The organism is Anaerococcus octavius (genome assembly GCF_900445265.1).
Classification (GTDB): Bacteria; Bacillota; Clostridia; order Tissierellales; family Peptoniphilaceae; genus Anaerococcus; species Anaerococcus octavius.
On record NZ_UFTA01000002.1, the window covers coordinates 1,282,451 to 1,300,838 of the forward strand.

General features: G+C 31.8%; 8 protein-coding genes and 1 pseudogene. 1 reads left to right on the forward strand and 8 read right to left on the reverse strand.

Annotated elements, in window-relative coordinates; all coding sequences use genetic code 11:
• Window positions 1–138 precede the first annotated feature (138 nt).
• The 8 genes from DY249_RS06250 to DY249_RS06285 form a co-directional block, all read right to left on the reverse strand.
• Window positions 139–8,118, reverse strand: coding sequence for a SpaA isopeptide-forming pilin-related protein (locus DY249_RS06250; RefSeq protein ID WP_115595556.1), 7,980 nt, complete (start codon window positions 8,116–8,118; stop codon window positions 139–141).
• A gap of 1,160 nt (window positions 8,119–9,278) precedes the next feature.
• Window positions 9,279–11,147: a coiled-coil domain-containing protein gene (locus DY249_RS06255; RefSeq protein WP_115595557.1), complete on the reverse strand. Its 1,869-nt coding sequence runs from the start codon at window positions 11,145–11,147 to the stop codon at window positions 9,279–9,281.
• Between the two features lie 169 nt (window positions 11,148–11,316).
• On the reverse strand, window positions 11,317–12,144 hold the full coding sequence (locus tag DY249_RS06260; RefSeq protein ID WP_101539425.1) for an energy-coupling factor transporter transmembrane component T family protein: 828 nt from the start codon (window positions 12,142–12,144) through the stop codon (window positions 11,317–11,319).
• Window positions 12,141–13,847, reverse strand: coding sequence for an ABC transporter ATP-binding protein (locus DY249_RS06265; protein WP_115595558.1), 1,707 nt, complete (start codon window positions 13,845–13,847; stop codon window positions 12,141–12,143). Before DY249_RS06265 ends, DY249_RS06260 begins: the two co-directional genes overlap by 4 nt.
• Window positions 13,848–13,850: 3 nt before the next feature.
• Window positions 13,851–14,402 carry an ECF-type riboflavin transporter substrate-binding protein gene (locus tag DY249_RS06270; RefSeq protein WP_101539427.1) on the reverse strand — a complete coding sequence of 184 codons (552 nt, stop codon included), beginning with the start codon at window positions 14,400–14,402 and terminating at the stop codon, window positions 13,851–13,853.
• 2 nt (window positions 14,403–14,404) lie between these two features.
• Complete coding sequence (locus tag DY249_RS06275; protein ID WP_172540066.1) at window positions 14,405–15,250, reverse strand: SAM hydrolase/SAM-dependent halogenase family protein; 846 nt, start codon at window positions 15,248–15,250, stop codon at window positions 14,405–14,407.
• Window positions 15,251–15,394: 144 nt separating this feature from the next.
• On the reverse strand, window positions 15,395–16,168 hold the full coding sequence (locus tag DY249_RS06280) for a pepsin/retropepsin-like aspartic protease family protein (protein ID WP_115595560.1): 774 nt from the start codon (window positions 16,166–16,168) through the stop codon (window positions 15,395–15,397).
• On the reverse strand, window positions 16,168–17,247 hold the full coding sequence (locus DY249_RS06285) for a hypothetical protein (RefSeq protein WP_115595561.1): 1,080 nt from the start codon (window positions 17,245–17,247) through the stop codon (window positions 16,168–16,170). The genes DY249_RS06280 and DY249_RS06285 overlap by 1 nt, the downstream gene beginning before the upstream one ends.
• A gap of 237 nt (window positions 17,248–17,484) precedes the next feature.
• Between DY249_RS06285 and DY249_RS06290 the strand changes: the two are divergent.
• A pseudogene (locus DY249_RS06290) lies at window positions 17,485–18,369 on the forward strand (helix-turn-helix domain-containing protein); the annotation flags it as partial.
• Window positions 18,370–18,388 lie beyond the last annotated feature (19 nt).

Here is an 18,388-nt window from a genome sequence, read left to right on the forward strand (position 1 = left end):
AATCTATAGGATATGCAAATAATTTCTACATATTTTCCCAATATTTATAAAGAAGTCTATAAATATAAAATCCTAGGATCAGGGTATCCTAGGATTTTAGTAATAGTAGTGAAATATACACTAAATATTTAATTGTTATTATTTATTGTATCTATTAGAACGACGGCGATTTTTGTCATTGATATAAATACCATAGTAAGCAATAGCCGCTATCATTATAGCTGTACCTATTAGAGCAAAGCCAATAAATGTACCATTTCCACCTGTGGATGGTAGGGATGGGTTGTTGTTTACTATTTTGAAGTTTGAACCACCTTTTTTGTCTGTGATTACTAGTCCACCTTTTGGTATTTGCTCTCCAGTATCTGTAATCAATTCTCCTGTTTCATTGGTAATTGCATTACCACTCGCATCTTGTACTTCTAATAGTTTTGCATCTTCTCCTGTAGTTATTTTTACTAGGTAAGATCTATCTGTCTTAGCATAGCCTTGTGGAGCTTTTGTTTCCTTGATTAGATATTTTCCATCTTCTAATTTTTTCTTTCCGTCAGCATCTTCTATATAGATTTTGTTAGTAGACTTGGTTTTTGTTAAATCAAATGATAGTGTTTTTATATTTGTTTTATCTTCACCAGTAGTTTCATCGTATGGACTTATTGTTATTTCAAGTTCTCCACTTTCGATATTCTTATTTTTAGTAAATAGACCATTTGTAACTTTGTTGAAAGTTATATTTGGTATTTGGTCATTTTCAACCTTAATTTGATTGTCTTTATTATTCAAATATTTGAAATCAGCTTTATTTTGAACTAATTTGTCATCATTATCTTTTTCAAAAGAGTTGATAACTAATTTACCATCTTTACCTTCTATCAGCTGAAGAACTATTTTTCTACCAGCGATTTTATATCCTTCTGGAGCTCTTTTTTCTTTAAGAACATAGATTCCTCGGTCTAGGTCTGTTACAGCAAATATACCATCTTCTTCTCTAAGAGTTATGCTGGTTATAGGGCTTAATTCTGATAATTTATTTAAGTCCTCAGGATCATGGGATAGTTTTGATAGGGTGAATTTCGCATCCTTAGCTATAACATTTCCATCACGGTCGACCTTATTGAAGTTAAGTTCTGTTGTGTTGGACTTGTTGGTTAGGGTATTGTTTTTGCCACCAATAGTCAAGACATTCGCATCATCAGCTTTATATGAATCATCATCTTTGTAATATGACTTTTCATATTCCTTATCATATTTGACTTCTAGGCTATTGCCTTTTTCATTCTTTTCAACAATAACTATCCATTTTCTTTGAGCATTTAGCCTTTGGTATCCATATGGTATGTCGGTTTCTTCAAGTTCGTAAACACCTTGGCTTAGGTCTTGGAAACTTACTATACCATCAGCTCCGGAATAAGCTTTCTTAGAGTACTCATGGTCGCTCAGTTCTGATACAAGATCGCCAGTGTTATTATAGATTGCTTTTCCTTTTTCGCCCTTTTCTGTTAGGACTTTCTTTAATCTAAATCCTGCTCTATAGAGTGGATTGTCATTATCTCCAACTTTCTTGAATTCAAAGTCTATTTTATCAAAATTTATAAATTTGATATCAGTAGGAACCCCATCATTATCAGTAAAGCTAATATTTGGATCTCCCTCTTCAAATTCAATCTCTAACTTACCAGTTTGTTCATCCTCAATAACTTCAAAATAAGTTGGGTTTGGTCTTTGATATCTTGTTGGATTAGTTTCTGTTAGTTTGTACTTACCTTTAGTTAGATTATTGAAGGTAAATTGTGCATTGTTCCAATTTCTTCTTACTTGTGGATAGTTATTATCTTCTATAACTTTCTCAGTCTTATCAAGCTTATCTAGTCTAAAGGCAGATAATGTAACTATTTCTCCATATTGATCCACTTTTGTGAATTCTAATTTGGTATAGGCTTTCTTATTTTTAATTTGACTAATGCCTGTATTATCACTCTTATAGCTAATGATATTATTATAATAGTCATTATTTATACCATTATCTTCATCAGTAATTGTTATTTGCTCCCATCTACCAGTTGTTGGGCTTATCTTAAATTCTACTATGATAGGCTTGTCAAGTTTTTCGAAGCCTGCTGGAGCCTTGGTTTCTTCTAATAGGTATTTACCTGCTGGGATATCCTTAAATATTACTCCTTCATTTGTATTAGAAGTAGCATCTTGGTTATAGACATCTTTTCCATTTTCATCTTTAGCAAATTTATATTCTTTACCAAGAACTTCTTTTTGAATCTCACCCTTATCATCAGTAGCTAATTTTCTTAGTCTAAACTTAGCTCCCTCTATGGCTCTAGAATAGTCATCCGCTTTGATAAAGTCAAAATTAGTAGTCTTTTTGACATTGGTTACTTCTAAGTCGTTGATGCCTTTATATGGAGCGTCTGGTCTAGCTGGATTTGATCTACCATCATCTGGCACTAGCTTGATAAGTTTCATGAAGTCTTCGTTAGCTACTTTGCCATCTTCTCCATTTACAGGTTCGGTACCATAGATAGTTTTTCCGTACCATTTATCGTTATTATAGTCTTGCCCAGCATCAGTAAATTTGTCTGTTTCTTTAAATGTATGAGAAAAGGCAAAATCAATAATCATATAATTGGCTGATCTAGGATCACTTACGTCTGGGTTACGTTTAACTTCGAAATACCATTTTAAAGGCTCGCCATTTTTATCTAATGGTTCTAGATAATCAGATGCTTCAGCAAATTCTGGTCTTGGTGTTTGATATTCTGTCAGTTCGTAGATACCAGGGGTCAGCTCTCTAATATAGTTGTCTCCTGCAAGACCTGTAGCCGCACTTATTGCATCGAACTCTTCGTCATGATATTTGACCTTTGGATCTTGGCCTTTGATAATCTTAACTGCTCTAAATTTTGCACCAGATAGAGGAGAACCACTTTCATCTTTTTTTGTGATTCTTAGCGGAATCCTAAATCCACTCTCATCCTTGTTGAATATTTCATATTGACCTTTATCGTTTAGATCTTCCGGAGTTTCCTCTCCCTCTTTTCTTATTGTGACTTTTCCTTGCCCATCTACAGTAACATATCTAGGAGTAGGGTCTTTTTCATAGCCTGCTGGTCCCCTATATTCTTCTAAGATATAGTTACCTTGTTTTAGGTTTTCAAATGTTGCAAAACCTTGGTCTGCTGGTAAGTCATCAATTTTTAGTGGTTGGTTGTCTTCATCTGTAAGTGCTATACCACTTGTTACTCTTTGGTAGTAGGCACTTTTATCCTTGGAGTCTACTTTCTTAAAATCTTTATTTGCATAGTCAAAGTCACTAGTTGCATGATAAAGCCTAAAGTATGCTCTTCTAAGCCCTACTGTTGAGTTATCACCTTCGATTAGTGATTGTCCTGTCTTCTTTACAGTCAACTCGCCACGTAGTTCATCCTCTTTATAGTCGATGATTCCTGTAAGGAGCTTACCTTTTTCTGTAATAGTGTTGGCAGTTAGGTCTCTTACTATAACTTTGATTTCCCCTACTGTTACTTCTGCCTCTGCAGCAACATATAATACTGTATCTGCTGCCTTGGTGTAGCCAGCTGGTGGGTTGACTTCTTCTAGTAGGTAGTAAGCTGAGTATTCCAGATCATCTATACTAAAGACTCCATTAGCATCGGCTGTGATTGGTTTACCTTGAGAATCAGGGTCTTTTTTATTTCCGTAGTAGTCTGCTTCATGTAGCCTAAATTCAACAGGTTTTCCATCCTTACCTACAAGTTTATCACCTGTTATTTGATTGTGTTTAGAATCATACTTTTTGAATTCCAGCTTAGTGGTACGAGGTGCATTTTCGATGTTGGCAGTAGTTCCTTCTTCCTCATTTTCTCCTCTGAGGATTTTTTCTGGCCTTATTTCTTTATTATCTGATAAACGATAAACTTCGTAGGTCAGCTGACCAGAATTATCCTTATTTTCTATAACTTTAACTCGCCAGAAAGGATTGTTTGGTTTTTGGAATCCTACAGGAGCTTGTTCTTCTACTAAGATGTAGTCACCTGCAACTATGTCAGTAAATCTAAACTCACCAACTTCTAGGGCTTGTGTATTATTTTCCTTATCTGCTGGAATAAATGTCGCTGTTGGACTTACTGTTCTATCATAATCTGATCCATCGCTTGTACTTGTAGAATATAGTCTAAATTTACCAGTACCAGAATCTATAGGGACAAGCTTGCCGCCTTCGTTTTTTACTTTTCTAAAGCTTAGTTCTGTAGATGGGGCTTGGTTAATGATCTTTTTAGTTCTTTGAATTTCTTTATCATTGAAAGTAACAGTAACTTCATCATTTTCACCTTTGGTAGCTTTTAATATTAGTGGCTCTATAGCTTGGTAGCCTGCTGGGGCTTTTGTTTCTTCTAGTTTGTAAGTTCCTACTGGTATGGATGCAAATGTAAACTTACCATTATTACCAGTAGATGTTTTTTGGTAAACAGGTGTCTCACCGTTTTTGTCGATACTTTTCAAATCTTTTTCATTTGTAATTTTTGTAAGGGTAAATTCTGCACCATCCAGTTGTCTGCCGCTGTTATTGACCTTGGTAAAGTCAATTTCTCCAAGTTTAGATTCGTTTTTGATGGTAAGATTTAATGTATCTTTATCATCGACAGTAACTAGAGGATTGCCTGATCCGTCTTTTTGAACTGTTTCTGGGTTTAGGATTGATAGGCTGTACTTATATCCATCATTGACATGTATATCTAATCCATATTGAGGATAAGGACCCTCATCTGGGTTGATTTCTTCTTCTTTTATTTCTATAAGGAAAGTTTCTAACTTAGAATAGCCCTCTGGTTCCTTTGTTTCATCAACATAGTATTGGCCAGGTTTTAGGAATAGAGGATTGTTGGTATTATCTTCTTGTGATGTCCACTTTACACTTTCCCCAGTTTGTCTACTGGTAAAGGTAAACTCTGCTCCCTCAAGCTTTGCGCCATCTACAGTAATCTTTTGAGCATTTATTGGCTTTCTTATCTTAGCTGTGATTAGGTTTTGTACAGTTCTTTTGTCGTTGTGTTTGTAGAATATTAGTTCAACACTATCAGCCTTGGTTTTGTCCCAATCATCATTGGTATAAGAATTTTCTAATAACGTCTTCGCTTCATTAGCTAATCTTTCAGCTTCATCAAGAGCATTTCCATCGTAACCCTGAACTTTTCTTTCATTATCTGGAATTTGCCTTTTTTGATCATCAGTTCCCTTATAGTAGTCGCCATCCTTGTTACCAGTTAAAGTTGTATTAATATTGGTCCAGTTTTTAACTGAAGGGTCAATACCAGTATCTACACCATATTGTTCATCTAGATCTTTGTTATTAGTGATTAAATGCACCATCTTTTGGTATAGGAAGGCCTCTACTTGTCTAGGGATTTTTTGTTTTGTTTCTTTTTCCTTTTCTTCTACAACTTGGTTAGTATAGTAGTAGGCTCTTTCTAGGGTATCTTTTAAAGCTTCCTCATCACTTAAGGCTTCTTCATCACTTGTTTTTTGTTTATTATACTTTGCTCCCGGTTTAAAATTCTTTTTTGCATAATCTGCATTATTACCAGCTAGCATATCATATAAGAAAACAGCTTCTGGATCTTCTATTCTTTGTAGGCCGATGATGTCATTGCCACTAGATGTTGGATCCCTATAACCATCGTTGAAACACTGAACAATTTCAAAGGTTTGATTGATACGCATGATGGCAAATGGGTTCTCGTTGTAGGCTAGGTATTGGTCATCTATTGCTGCTGGTGGATATTTGTAGGTGTAGGCATTTACAGTGCCACCAACTGGGTCAGTCAATTGATTCCTATTATTCATTTGGTTGTCAAGCTGGTCTTTAAATAGATTTTCCTTTTCCTTTAATGTTAGATCTAGCTTGTAGTTGGTGTGAGGGCTTGCCTCTTGCCTATCAAAATTATAGGCAACTATAGTACCTGGATAAAATTCACCTTTTTTTGTTTTGACATCACTTGCATTATTTACTCTTGAATATCCACCAGTTAAGTTCGGTCTGTAATAGTATTTATTTTTATTATTAACTTCTGGATTTAAGCTTGCTTGATCAATGCTTGGATCTTCTACTTCACCAAATCTCAATAGGTCTAGAACATTCCATTCTACACGAGTATCAGATCTCCTATCAGCTGTGATAGATCTAGTTGAGTCAAAGTAGAAGTTATCATCTATGTCATATTTGATAAAGTTAGGACTAGCTACTATTCTCTCATCTAGTAAATTGAAAGGTCTGTCCCTATAAATATCAGCCTTACCATCTCCAAGCTTCCATTTGAGAGGAGTTGGGATAGCTTTATATTTAGCTAAAAATTCATTTAGAAGATTATTTATATAGTTTTTATCTGGGTTTATCCTTATACCTAGGGAGTATTGGTCGTGGACTTCACTATCATTATCTAAAGGCGCCTTAACTCTTATATATAGTTTGTCGCCTACGTTTTTCTTAGCTATATTGTCAAAACCTTGATATAGAAATTCAGACCTTTCTGAAGCAGTATCAAAGCCACTAGTATCATTTTCAGCTATAGGGCTTGTTGATACTTTGTATTTGAACCTATCTAGGCCATCTTTTGCACCCATGTATAGAGTGTAGTACAAATTATTGAAATCTATATCAGCAGCTTTGATTTTACTTGTATCAATTTCTACATCCCACCATACTTCAGGATTTTTAGACATATCTGGGATAGCACTATTTATTTTATCGCCATTTTGGTATCTAACTGTTGATGAAGAAGTATATTCTACAGAATATGGATATGATGTTGATAATTCAGAACCAGCTTGTAGTGGTTTTTCTTCTATATCAGATATTTCTAAAGATTCGCCTTTCTTGTCGGAATCTTCTACTATGGTAGCTCTAGATTGGGATTGTTTTTCTTTTATATCTTTAGACGAGTCCTCATCAGGATCCTCATCATCTTCTTGCTTAGATTTGTCTTCTTTGCTTTTCGTTTCTGCTTTGTGTTTTGGATTTAAAATTTTTCTTCCATTAAATACATATTCTTTTGCATTTGTATTTTCTTTTGGTCTTGTTACTAGTTCTACTTTTGCAAGATATCCTTGTGGAACTTGTAAGCTTAGGCTAGGTGAGTAATTGAGTGTTTTTGTAAATGATTCGTTTAAAACATAGCCTATTTTGTCTGCTTGGTAAAATTCTATTTTTATTTGACTATCTCTTGTATCTTGATTGTCATCTACATTAAAATTGTAAGTAAATTGTTTGTCATCTTTACTATTGATATAATCAGTCCATATAATTTGTTCTGGTGTTGATTGGAATAAGCTTTTTTTAGCTTCTTTGTATGCACCCTTATATAAATGTAGATCATCTTCTTTTTCTACTAATCGCTCAGTATTGTTTACTATATTTCCTTCATTATCTACACTAACTTCATTATTACCTGTTTTTAAAATCTCTAAAGCGTATCTATCTTGTAAAATCTCTTTATCTGATGAAGCTAGGGTAAAGTCTAAGGCTAATTGTGGGGACTTATTTGCTAGTTCTTTTTGTGCTTCATCTGATAATTTTGCACTTAAGTAATAAACCATACCGTATTTTGTATGATTTGATGAAACAGCTAGTGTTCTAATATTGCTTGTAGAATTAAATTCTTTTGGAGTATTTAAAGTGTATTTTACTTCACTTTCCCTGCCATCTTGATCTAAGCCACTAACTTTTTCTAAATTTAGATCTTCTTGATCTGTGTTTTCTGTAATAGCAAATGTAGTAGTTTCTTCTTTAGTAGATTCTTTACTCGGATCTTTTGCTTTTACTACTATTTTGTAATCCACTTGTCCTGTAGCTTTAGAAAGAGTTGCTGATTTTTCGATTATGTAATGGTCTCTTTCTTCTGTACTTATTTCACTTTTTAATAAGCTAGGTTGATCTGTTTGTCTCGGTGTATCATTCTTTATCTCTTGGCTATCCATCACAGATGTACTAGCCGCGTAGGATCGGTCTTGCTTTTGTTTCATAGCAAATGCATCTATAGGCACTGCCATGATAACCGCTAGCGTTGAAGCTAGCAATTTTACTGAAAATTGTTGAAATTTGTTGTTCATAAATCTCCCTCATGATTTATTTTTTTATATTATAATATTTTTATATGTATAGTAATTTACTATACTACATTATATAACATAATTAATACAAAATGTAGATTTTTTTAAGTATTTTTAGATAAATACTGAAAAAAACCAATATATTTACATTTTATATATGCTTATTTGTTTAAAATACTAAAGTTAAAAACTTATAGATTAGTTGAGTTTATAATAAATATTTATATTTTGAAATATTTTCTCTCCAGAATGAAGTGAAGCGCAAAGGAGAAATCTTTCTCAAATGATTGGATTTTTTTGATGATGGGGTTTTCTTACTTAATTGCTGCGTTTGGGAATATCTGAATTTAGGATAGATCTCTCGGCTAAGCTCGAGATGACTATGGGTGTACATATTTGTTTGTAGATGGTTTCCTTATATCTTAATTCAAAGATTAACACTCGAATTTGATTTTTATTTTTAGATTCTGGAAAACTCCTATGTTTTGGAATACTTGCTCCCCTCCAATTGTCATTTCGACTGGAGCGAAAGCATAATGGAGAAATCTTTCTCAAATGATTGGATTTTTTTGAGATGGGGTTTTCTTACTTAATTGCTGCACTTAGGAATATCTGAATCTAGGATAGATCTCTCGGCTAAGCTCGAGATGACTATGGGGTAGATTACTTTGTTTATGGCTAGTTTTCTTATTTACTATATTAGATAAAATATTATATTAATTTTAAATACTTGGAAAACTCCTATGTTTTGGAATACTTGCTCCCCTCCAATTGTCATTTCGACTGGAGCGAAAGCGCAATGGAGAAATCTTTCTCAAATGATTGGATTTTCTTACTTAATTGCTGCGTTTGGGAATATCTGAATTTAGGATAGATCTCTCGGCTAAGCTCGAGATGACGATGAGGTAGATTACTTTGTTTATGGTTGGTTTTCTTATTTACTATATTAGATAAAATGTTATATTAATTTTAAATACTTGGAAAACTCCTATGTTTTGGAATACTTGCTCCACTCCATTGTCATTTCGACTGGAGCGAAAGCGTAATGGAGAAATCTTTCTTTGCTGCTGGTTTTTCTTATACTCTGTAATTATCTCTATAACACATCATTTCTTTGCACAAAAAAACACCTGAGTCTTGCTCAAGTGCTTTTATTTTTTTTATTTTAGCAAATCTCGGACTAGTTTTAAGTCTTTTAGGTATTTTGCTATGGTTGGATATTTTTTTTGTGCTTGTTCTTTGCTTACTTTCTTTTCTGAATTTTGTGTATCTTTCAATGGATCTAGGGTTACTGTTACTACTTTTTCTAGGTCTTTGTAGACATTTTCGGAATAGCCTGGTACTACATTTTTAAAGCTTTGACTAATTGTTGGATTTTCTTCTTTCTTATCTATTGTTTCTAGGGCTTTTTCGTTATTTGCCGATAAATTATCTACATCATCTAGTAAAACTTTGATATTTTCAAGTTCTTCTTTATTATCTAAGACCTTATTTGCTTCTATTGATAGTTTAACTTGATCGATAATCTCATCAATTTTTTCGTTATTTTTATCTACATCTGTTAATAATTCGTAAGTTTCATCATCAATTGACTTATTTAAATCCATTATCGAATTTACTGCATACTTGCCATAGATTTTTTCTAATTCTTCTTGGATAGCTTGGTTTCTATTATCTAGCTCTATTATTAGATTATCCACATCTTGATCAGTATTCGCAGCAATTTTATTGGTATTTTGGGTCTGATTCATATATAAAAGATATTGTTGATCTACTTCTTGCATAGCTTTTTGAATTTCGATATTTCTATTATCTATATCTTCTTTCAAATCATCGACATCCACTTCATCTTTATCATTTTTGCTATCGGAAGAATTTTCATTTAAAACTACAGTCTTTAATTGATCCCCTGATGATTCTTCTGGACTAGCTTGCTTGCTATCAATAGCTTTCATTTCTGATAAAATAGCTTTATTTCTATAATCTATATCTTTGCTTAGTTGTGATAAGTCATTTTCTTTAGAACTTGCTACTGAATTTTTGTCTACATTTTGAATTTCTTCTTTGATTTTTTTATCATTTGCATCAATAGTAGCTTTTAGTGAATCTACTTCGCTTGTGGTATCTTTTGATTCATCTGTCTTTTCATCTCTTTTAAGCTTTGAATCATTTGCTGTAAATACTGTTTCTTCTTGGTCTACATTTGATTTAAATGTTATTTTCACTCCACCATTTGCTGGTAAAAGCAAGTTTTCTATGTTTCCAAAGTCGTAATCAGCACTATTTTCTTCTACAAGCCCATCTTTGCTTGCTTTATAAGTTTGGATAGTTATTTTGCTTAAGTCTTTTTGATTATTACTTAATTTAAAATCATAATTTGCTAGTATATCTTTATTTGAATCATTTAATAAAAAGTCTGACCATTCTATAGTTTTTTCATCTAAGAACTTTCCATAGAGCATAGAGTTTAACTTATTAGCATCATTAGCTTTTAGTATATCTTTGCCATTTTCATCTTTAGCAATAAAAGAATTCACTCTTTTGCTAGCAAATGCCGTTTGGCTATCATTTGCTATTATGTAGTCAAAAGCAAAGTTATCTGTCATACCTTCTTTTATATGCGCTTTTAATTTTATGCTAGTTTGGTCTTCTAGATCTATTGTAATTTTTTTAAGACCTGATTCATTTGCTACTTTTACTTTGTCTTGGCTAATATTTTCATCACTTTCTAGGTCAAGATTTTCTAAGTTAGAATTTTCTCTTAGGTAAAATATCGCTTGTAATTTATCTTTTTTATTTGTTTTTGCAATATTTATTGTATATTTGATAGCACTATCTTCTTTATCAAAGTCCATATCAAGGCTTGGTGATAGTAGACTATCTTTTTGTCCATTATCGCTTGTTTTTTCATCGCTAGTTAAGCTTAGCATTTCTTTTTCTACTTCATCACTTGCATGGGCAGTAACTGGCAATACTAGGGTTAGTGCCAGGGCTAAGCATGTGTAGCTTTTAATTTTTTTTACTTTCATGAATCCTCCAAATTTGCTTTATTATATTAAAATATATATCAATATTCAATTATTTAGCTGATAATCCAAGATATTAATATTTTTAAGAATAAAAAAAACCTTAATTACAATAATTCTTATCTATATAGTACCATAAGGCTTGGCATTAAAAAAATATATTTTTAGTATTTTAAAAAGGATTATAGAATCTACCACCATTTACTGAAAATAAATATATGCCTAGGACAGTAATAATAGCAGAAATAACTATAGCAACTATATCTATTTTTTTAAAGGGTCTATAGGAGATCCATGTTCTAGTACTCTCCTTGCCAAAACGCCTAAGTTCCATAGCTTGGCTTATAGTTTCTATACGGTTTAAGCTATCAAATATTAAAGGCCAAATAATATTTGATGATGCCTTCATTCTCTGCCCCAAACTTGCTTTTTTGCTCATTTCTATACCTCTTGCTTGACTAGCTAATTTTATATCATTGTATGAGTTTTGTATATCGGGAATATATCTTAAAGCTAAAGATACAGAATAGCTCACCTTGTAGCTAATCCCTATTTTATTTAAACTAGAGGCAAATTCACTAGGACTTGTTGTAAAAATAAATATTAATGCAAGTGGTATGGTTGAAAAATATTTTATAGCTACATTTAACTCATAAAAAAGTTGTTCTTTAGTTAGGGAATATCTACCTAATCCTTCTTTTATAAGACTTCTACTATTATATAAATTTACACCATATTCTGGTTCAAAAATATATATAGCAAGCAAATTTAGTATTGCAAAAACAAGAACAAATTTTACGACATAGCTTACTGCTTGCCAAGGAATCTCTGCTATTTTAAATAAAATAAGAGAAAGCAATGTTACAAAAAATAAAAATCTGGTGTCATAGCTAGTCATTACAATGATTGAAAGCATCAAAAAGCAAATTAGCTTAGTTGTCCCAGAAAGCCTATGAATGATAGTATCATTTTCTATGTAACCTAGTATTTTATCATTCATAGTTCTCCTCTTTCATAACTTATGAATTTTTCTATAAATTCTTCTGGATCATAATCAATAGCTCTAGCAAGCTTTGATAAAGATGTTTCTGCAAGAGACGCTTTTTCTAATAAATCAACATCTGAAAACAAAGTCTTAGGGCTCGTATCTGCTAAAAGTCTAGTTTCTGCAAAAACTAGAGATCTTTGTGTGTATTCTTGAATAAGGTGCATATCATGGGAAATCATCAAAATTGTTAGATTATAATCTTTATTTAGCTTATGAATAAATTCCATTATTTCTGTATAATGCCTATAATCTTGTCCTGCTGTAGGTTCATCTAAAATAAGTATTTCTGGATTTAAAATTAATATTGACGCTATGCTTACCCTTCTTTTTTGCCCATAAGAAAGCGCTGAAATAGGCCAATTTCTAAAGGGAAATAAACCGCATATTTTAAGGACTTTTTCTGTTTTAAAGTCAATCTCTTCCTTGCTAGCACCACGAAGTTTAAGTCCAAATCCTACTTCCTCACTTACATTGGTCTTGGAAATCATTGCATTTGGGTTTTGCAAAACATAGCCGATTTTTTCAGCTATTTGCTTTATAGATAAGTTCTTAGTATCAGTACCGTTTAAAAGAATTTGTCCCCTACTAGGTCTTAAAAATCCGCATAAAAGCTTAGCCAGTGTTGATTTACCAGCTCCATTTTGTCCTACAATACTAAGAACATCACCTTTATTTATAGTAAAGTTTACATCTTTAAGTACTGGATTATAGCCATCATAGGCAAAAGATAAGTCTTTTACTTTTAGGATAGCTTCTTTTTTATAGCTTAAATCTATAATATTTATTTTATCTGCCCATGATTTTAGCATATCTTTGTCATTTTTACTTAAAGTTATATTATCAAAAGATCCAAGATTCTGTATTCTAGATAAATCTATAGCTGCGTACTCTAGAGCATTTATATATAGAGGTTTTCTTACACCTATTTTATCTAAAACATCTGATTTTAGGATAGCACTAGGACTATCATCTTTTAAAATCTCTCCTTCATCTACTACTAAAATACGGTCTGGATTTAAATTTAGAGTTTCTTCTAGCCTGTGTTCTATAACTATAACTGTATAATTATACTTTTTATTAAGCTCATCAACTAATCTCATAGTAGCAAGGCCACTAGCTGGATCTAAATTTGCCAGTGGCTCATCTAAAAGTAAAATAGGAGTTTCTGAAACCAAGACTCCTGCTAGGGATACGCGCTGTTTTTGCCCACCTGAAATTTCATTTGGCTTATGGTCTAATAAACTCACTATGCTTAGGTTATTAGCCCACATTTTTACTATTTCTATCATTTTTTCTTGGCATACATTATCATTTTCCAAGGAAAATGCAATATCTTCTAAGACGGTCAATCCTACAAATTGTCCATCTGTATCTTGTAATACGCTTCCAACCAAAAGCGATATATCAAAAATGGAGGAGTTTTCTATATCCTTATCCAGTATTGTTACCTTACCTTTTATATCTCCTGCAAAAGTATTGGGTATTTGGCTATTAATAGCCTTAGCCATAGTTGATTTGCCAGATCCACTTGGGCCTATGATTACAATTTTCTCACCTTTTCTTGCTTTAAAATTAATATTTTTGAGTGTAGGTTCTTGTTGGGACTTATATTTAAATGTAAAGTTTTCAAATTTGATTAAAGTTTGATTTTCCAATTTTTAGTCTCTTTTTAAACTATTTTCTGGTGTACGGGTTTTAGTATAGGCAATAATTAAAAGTGTGCCTATGATAGCTACAGATAATGAATTTGTAAGGGCTGCTACAATTCCTTGAACAAAAACTTTATTAGCTGGTTCTGAGTATATTAGTATATCTAAAGCTGGAGCAACTAGTGCCCAAGCTACTAAATTTGTCAAAACTTGTCCAATATTAAATTTAATAATATCTGATTTTTCGAATTTTCCATTTTCTACATCTAGCTTTTTTGCAGCTAGTCCATATCCTACTCCAGTAATACCTGATGAAATAACCCAGCTAATCCAAAGTCCATAGGTTAGTAAATCTTTTACAGCATGACCTATAAAACCTATAAGACCTCCTACAACAGGTCCAAACAAAACACTCATTAAGGCTAAAAATGGATAGGTTGTTTCTAAAGATGTGTTTGGAATACCAATAGGAATTGATAAAAAACGACCTAAGATAAAAAATACTGCCGCACCAATTCCAACTGCTACAATTTTTGTGGTGGATGATTGATTTTTATTCATAATTACTCCTGATTAATTTTTTCTACTTTTATAGTCCAACTATTGCCAGTTCCTATATTATAAGTTTTTGAAAAATTGCTTTGATTTATTGCAATGCCTAGATTTATAAGGGAATTTATATAAGCTACTACTTCACCTTGCTTTACATCTGAGAAGCTATGACCGTAGATGATTTGATTTTCATATTTTTTTGTTTCATCATGGTAGATTTTTATTTTTAAGGTATCTCCTGTATGTATATCATTTTCTTCTAGCATTTCTTGAGGGATATTTGTCCAAAGTGAGCCAAAACGTATATCTAAAATATCTACTGTGCCATGGATTATGCCATTTTCGATATAAGCTTCATTTATTTCTAAAGTTTCTATATTTTCTAAATCATAGTCTTCTAGTGATCCATAGTAGCTCTTATCGGCAGCAATTTTTGCTCCATTGTATGAATATACATCTCGTCCATGAAAGGTGTGGCTTTTTTCTGAAAAAGGTAACCTATTATTTTTTTCATCGATTATCTTTGCAGATTCTATTCCTATATATTTTTTTATATGAGAAAGTGTTCCATTATCTGGTGTTACAAGGTAGTGGTTAGTTGTTGTTTTTACAGCTATACTTTTTCTACTAGAACCTACACCAGGATCTACCACCGAAACAAAAACCGTTTCTTCGGGCCAATATCTTATAGTTTGTATAAGTCTATAGCTAGCTTCAAAAATATTATAGGGTTTTATATCGTGGGTTAGATCGTCTACTTTTATGGATGGATCTACCATATTTGCAACACCATGCATAGCAGAAACTGCTCCATCACCTAAGCCAAAGTCAGATTGGATAACTAATAATTTGCTCATAAGCACTCCTTTTATTTTATATGAATATTATAACTTCTATTTAATTATTTTCCATAAATAAATTTTATACTAGTCCTTACTTATAACTTTTAATCTTTCCTAAAACTTCTAAACTAAAAAATAGAGAGACCATTTCTCCCTATTTTATAACTGCCTTGCCCTCATATATCTCATTGGACAGTACATTGCCCATGTAGTATTTGCAAAAAGGTCAGCTCCAAACAATATTTTTACATCGCCTTCATTTAATTTCGGATTTAGTCCAGCACTTGGTAGACTTATCATATCCTCATCTATTTTAAAGATAAGTTTAGTTTCATATGTTAGATTTTCATCTTCTAGATCTAGCATCTCAATAGTATTTGCATCATCTTTATTTTTTAATATTTTATCAAAAATATCTTGACTAACAGTTGTAAGTGGCTTAGATGTATCTATGCCGGAAAGAACTCTTTGTCCATCAAATTCTATATAGACTATAGGCAAATTTGATGATTCTTTGCTAGAATTTTCTCTAAAATCATCTACTTGCACTTCAAAGTCCTTTGTTTTTGCATCACCTCTAAAGCAAAGTTGGGAAATAATATTCCATCCTAGAATAAAATCTGCCGGGTACTTATTGCCTGTTTGATCTTCTGGTAAATCAAAATTCTCATCGTTGGCCACTATTATTGGTGCAGAACCTATTTCTAGACCACCTAGCTTTAAATTTACTCTAGCCCTTCTCCAGCCACGTTTTTCATCAATTGGTTTTTCATCAATGTATCTTATATATATCTTATCAGCTATAGATTTTTTTAAAAGACTATTGCCTTTAGTATCAAACATAGCAGTTACAGGTTGACCTCCTACTTTTGCATTTAAAAATATATAGTTTAGATATTCTTTATCAGATATTTCTACTTTAGTAAATTTCATTATTGCTCCTTGGTATTTATAATCTCTATGTACTTAACCATTTCATCATCTGCATAGTATATATAGTCTGTATCATTGTCAGCATTAAATATAAATTTTGTCAAATGATCATTTACCTTACCTTCTATATTTAACCTATTTGGATTTTGATTTTTTTTATCTACTATTTTTAGTTCGTCAATACTTGCCCCTACGTATATATTTCCAATAGATATATCAGAACTATTGTCAGATCTTACGCTAATAACTTGAGCATCTTTAATATCAACTGGCTTATCGCTAGTATTTTTAAGTTCAAAATCTAGGCCACTAGCTGCAAGTTTTATTTCGCTACTGTCAAATAATGGAGAATATATTTTTATAGTTAACTTATCTTTTGGGTCTAATTTTTGATAATCTCTATTAATATTTATATTTGTAGCAAGCATACTTTCCAAATCGTTAATGGTAAAGGGAAATTTTAATGTTTGACCAAATACTACAAACTCTCCATTTATATATGACTCATCTCTCATATAACTTTTTGAAAAAATAGCAGCCGAGCAAAGTTTGTTATCTTTAAAATATAAGGATACATAATTATTATCAGTATTATAATTTAAAGTCCTTTCACTATCCTTACTTGCCTCGTCTATATGGAGATTTTTCAAAGTTTTTTTTGCCTTTTGGTAGGAGTCGCCCCAAGCAAGTCCACTTATTGAAAAGTCTTTATTTTTTCCATTATTATTTATGTAAAGCTCAATTATCTTAGACTTTTTGATATCCATAGCGTGGGATTTATCATTTTTAAATGTAGCGCCTAGGTCAACTTCATCAGCCTTTAAATTTGCCATAGCTTGGCTATTTTTATTTATTTGTGGATAATAAAACTCATCTTCGTTTAATTTTATACCATTATTTGCGAAATCATCATAAGATAAAGGCAGTAAATATTTCTTACCCTTTAGGAAAAATGAATCATAGTCATTTTTGGTTATTTCTAAGGGGGCTAGAATTTTTTCTTCTTTAGGCTCATTTATTTCTTTTTGCCCACATGCTGCTAGAAAAATAACAGCAATTAAATATAAAATTTTTTTCATCTACTATGTCTCCCTTATTTTATTATACAATATTTTAAAAGTTTTTACCTTTGGTATATAAATAGTATAATAAAATATCTATCAAATGAAAAGCTCTATATTTAGCCAATGCAACCAGGAGTTGACAAATTTCCAAAAGAACTTGCTGGTATGTAAAAGCATTTTTTAATAAAATGTACTTAGAAAAATAAAGGAGGATCTTATGATACTAGCTGATAAGATTATAAACTTAAGAAAAAAGAAGGAATGACTCAGGAAGATTTGGCAAACGAAATTGGAGTTAGCCGTCAATCAGTTTCTAAATGGGAAGCATCTATGTCTATGCCAGATTTGGATAAGATTATGAAACTTTCTAGGATTTTTGGTGTTAGTACAGATTTTTTGTTAAATGATGATTTAGGAATGGAACAATTTGTTGTAGAAGAAGTAAGTGAAACTCAAACCGGTCATGTTTTTGATCTAGATAGTTTGAATAAGTATTATTCTAGCTTTCAAAAGATAGCTAAGTACCTAGCTATAGCTATTCCTCTTTTTATACTATCTCCTATTCCGGCAATGTTACTTGATGGTATAAATGATAATATAGGAACAATTTTAACAATTGTTATTATAGCTATTGCAGTAGGGCTTTGCATATATACAGGATTTGAAGGAAACAAATACAACTTTATAGAAAAAGAAGCATATGGATTTTCATACGGAGTAGAAGGTGTTATAGAAAAAAATATTGCTGAATATGAGCCAATTTTTAAAAGAAATACAATAATATCTATAGCTATTTTTATACTATCACCTATTATCTATACTATAGAAGAAAATAGATATACAAAGAACAATATACTTACAATTATTTTTCTAATACTGATTGCAATAGGAATGGGATTAATTACTTATAGCTCTGTTAAATATTCTAGTAATAAGGACTTACTAAAATATCGCAATCCTAAGATGCAAGAAGCAGATAATAAGCAATCCAAAGCATCAGCAATATTATGGGTTCTCGCTGTTGGAGTATATCTAGTATATAGTTTTATAACAGGCAATTGGTACAATAGTTGGATAATTTTTGTAATAGCAATATTTATTCAAGCTGCTATAAGTATATTTTTTGATAAACAATAAGCTAAAAGACGAGTCATAA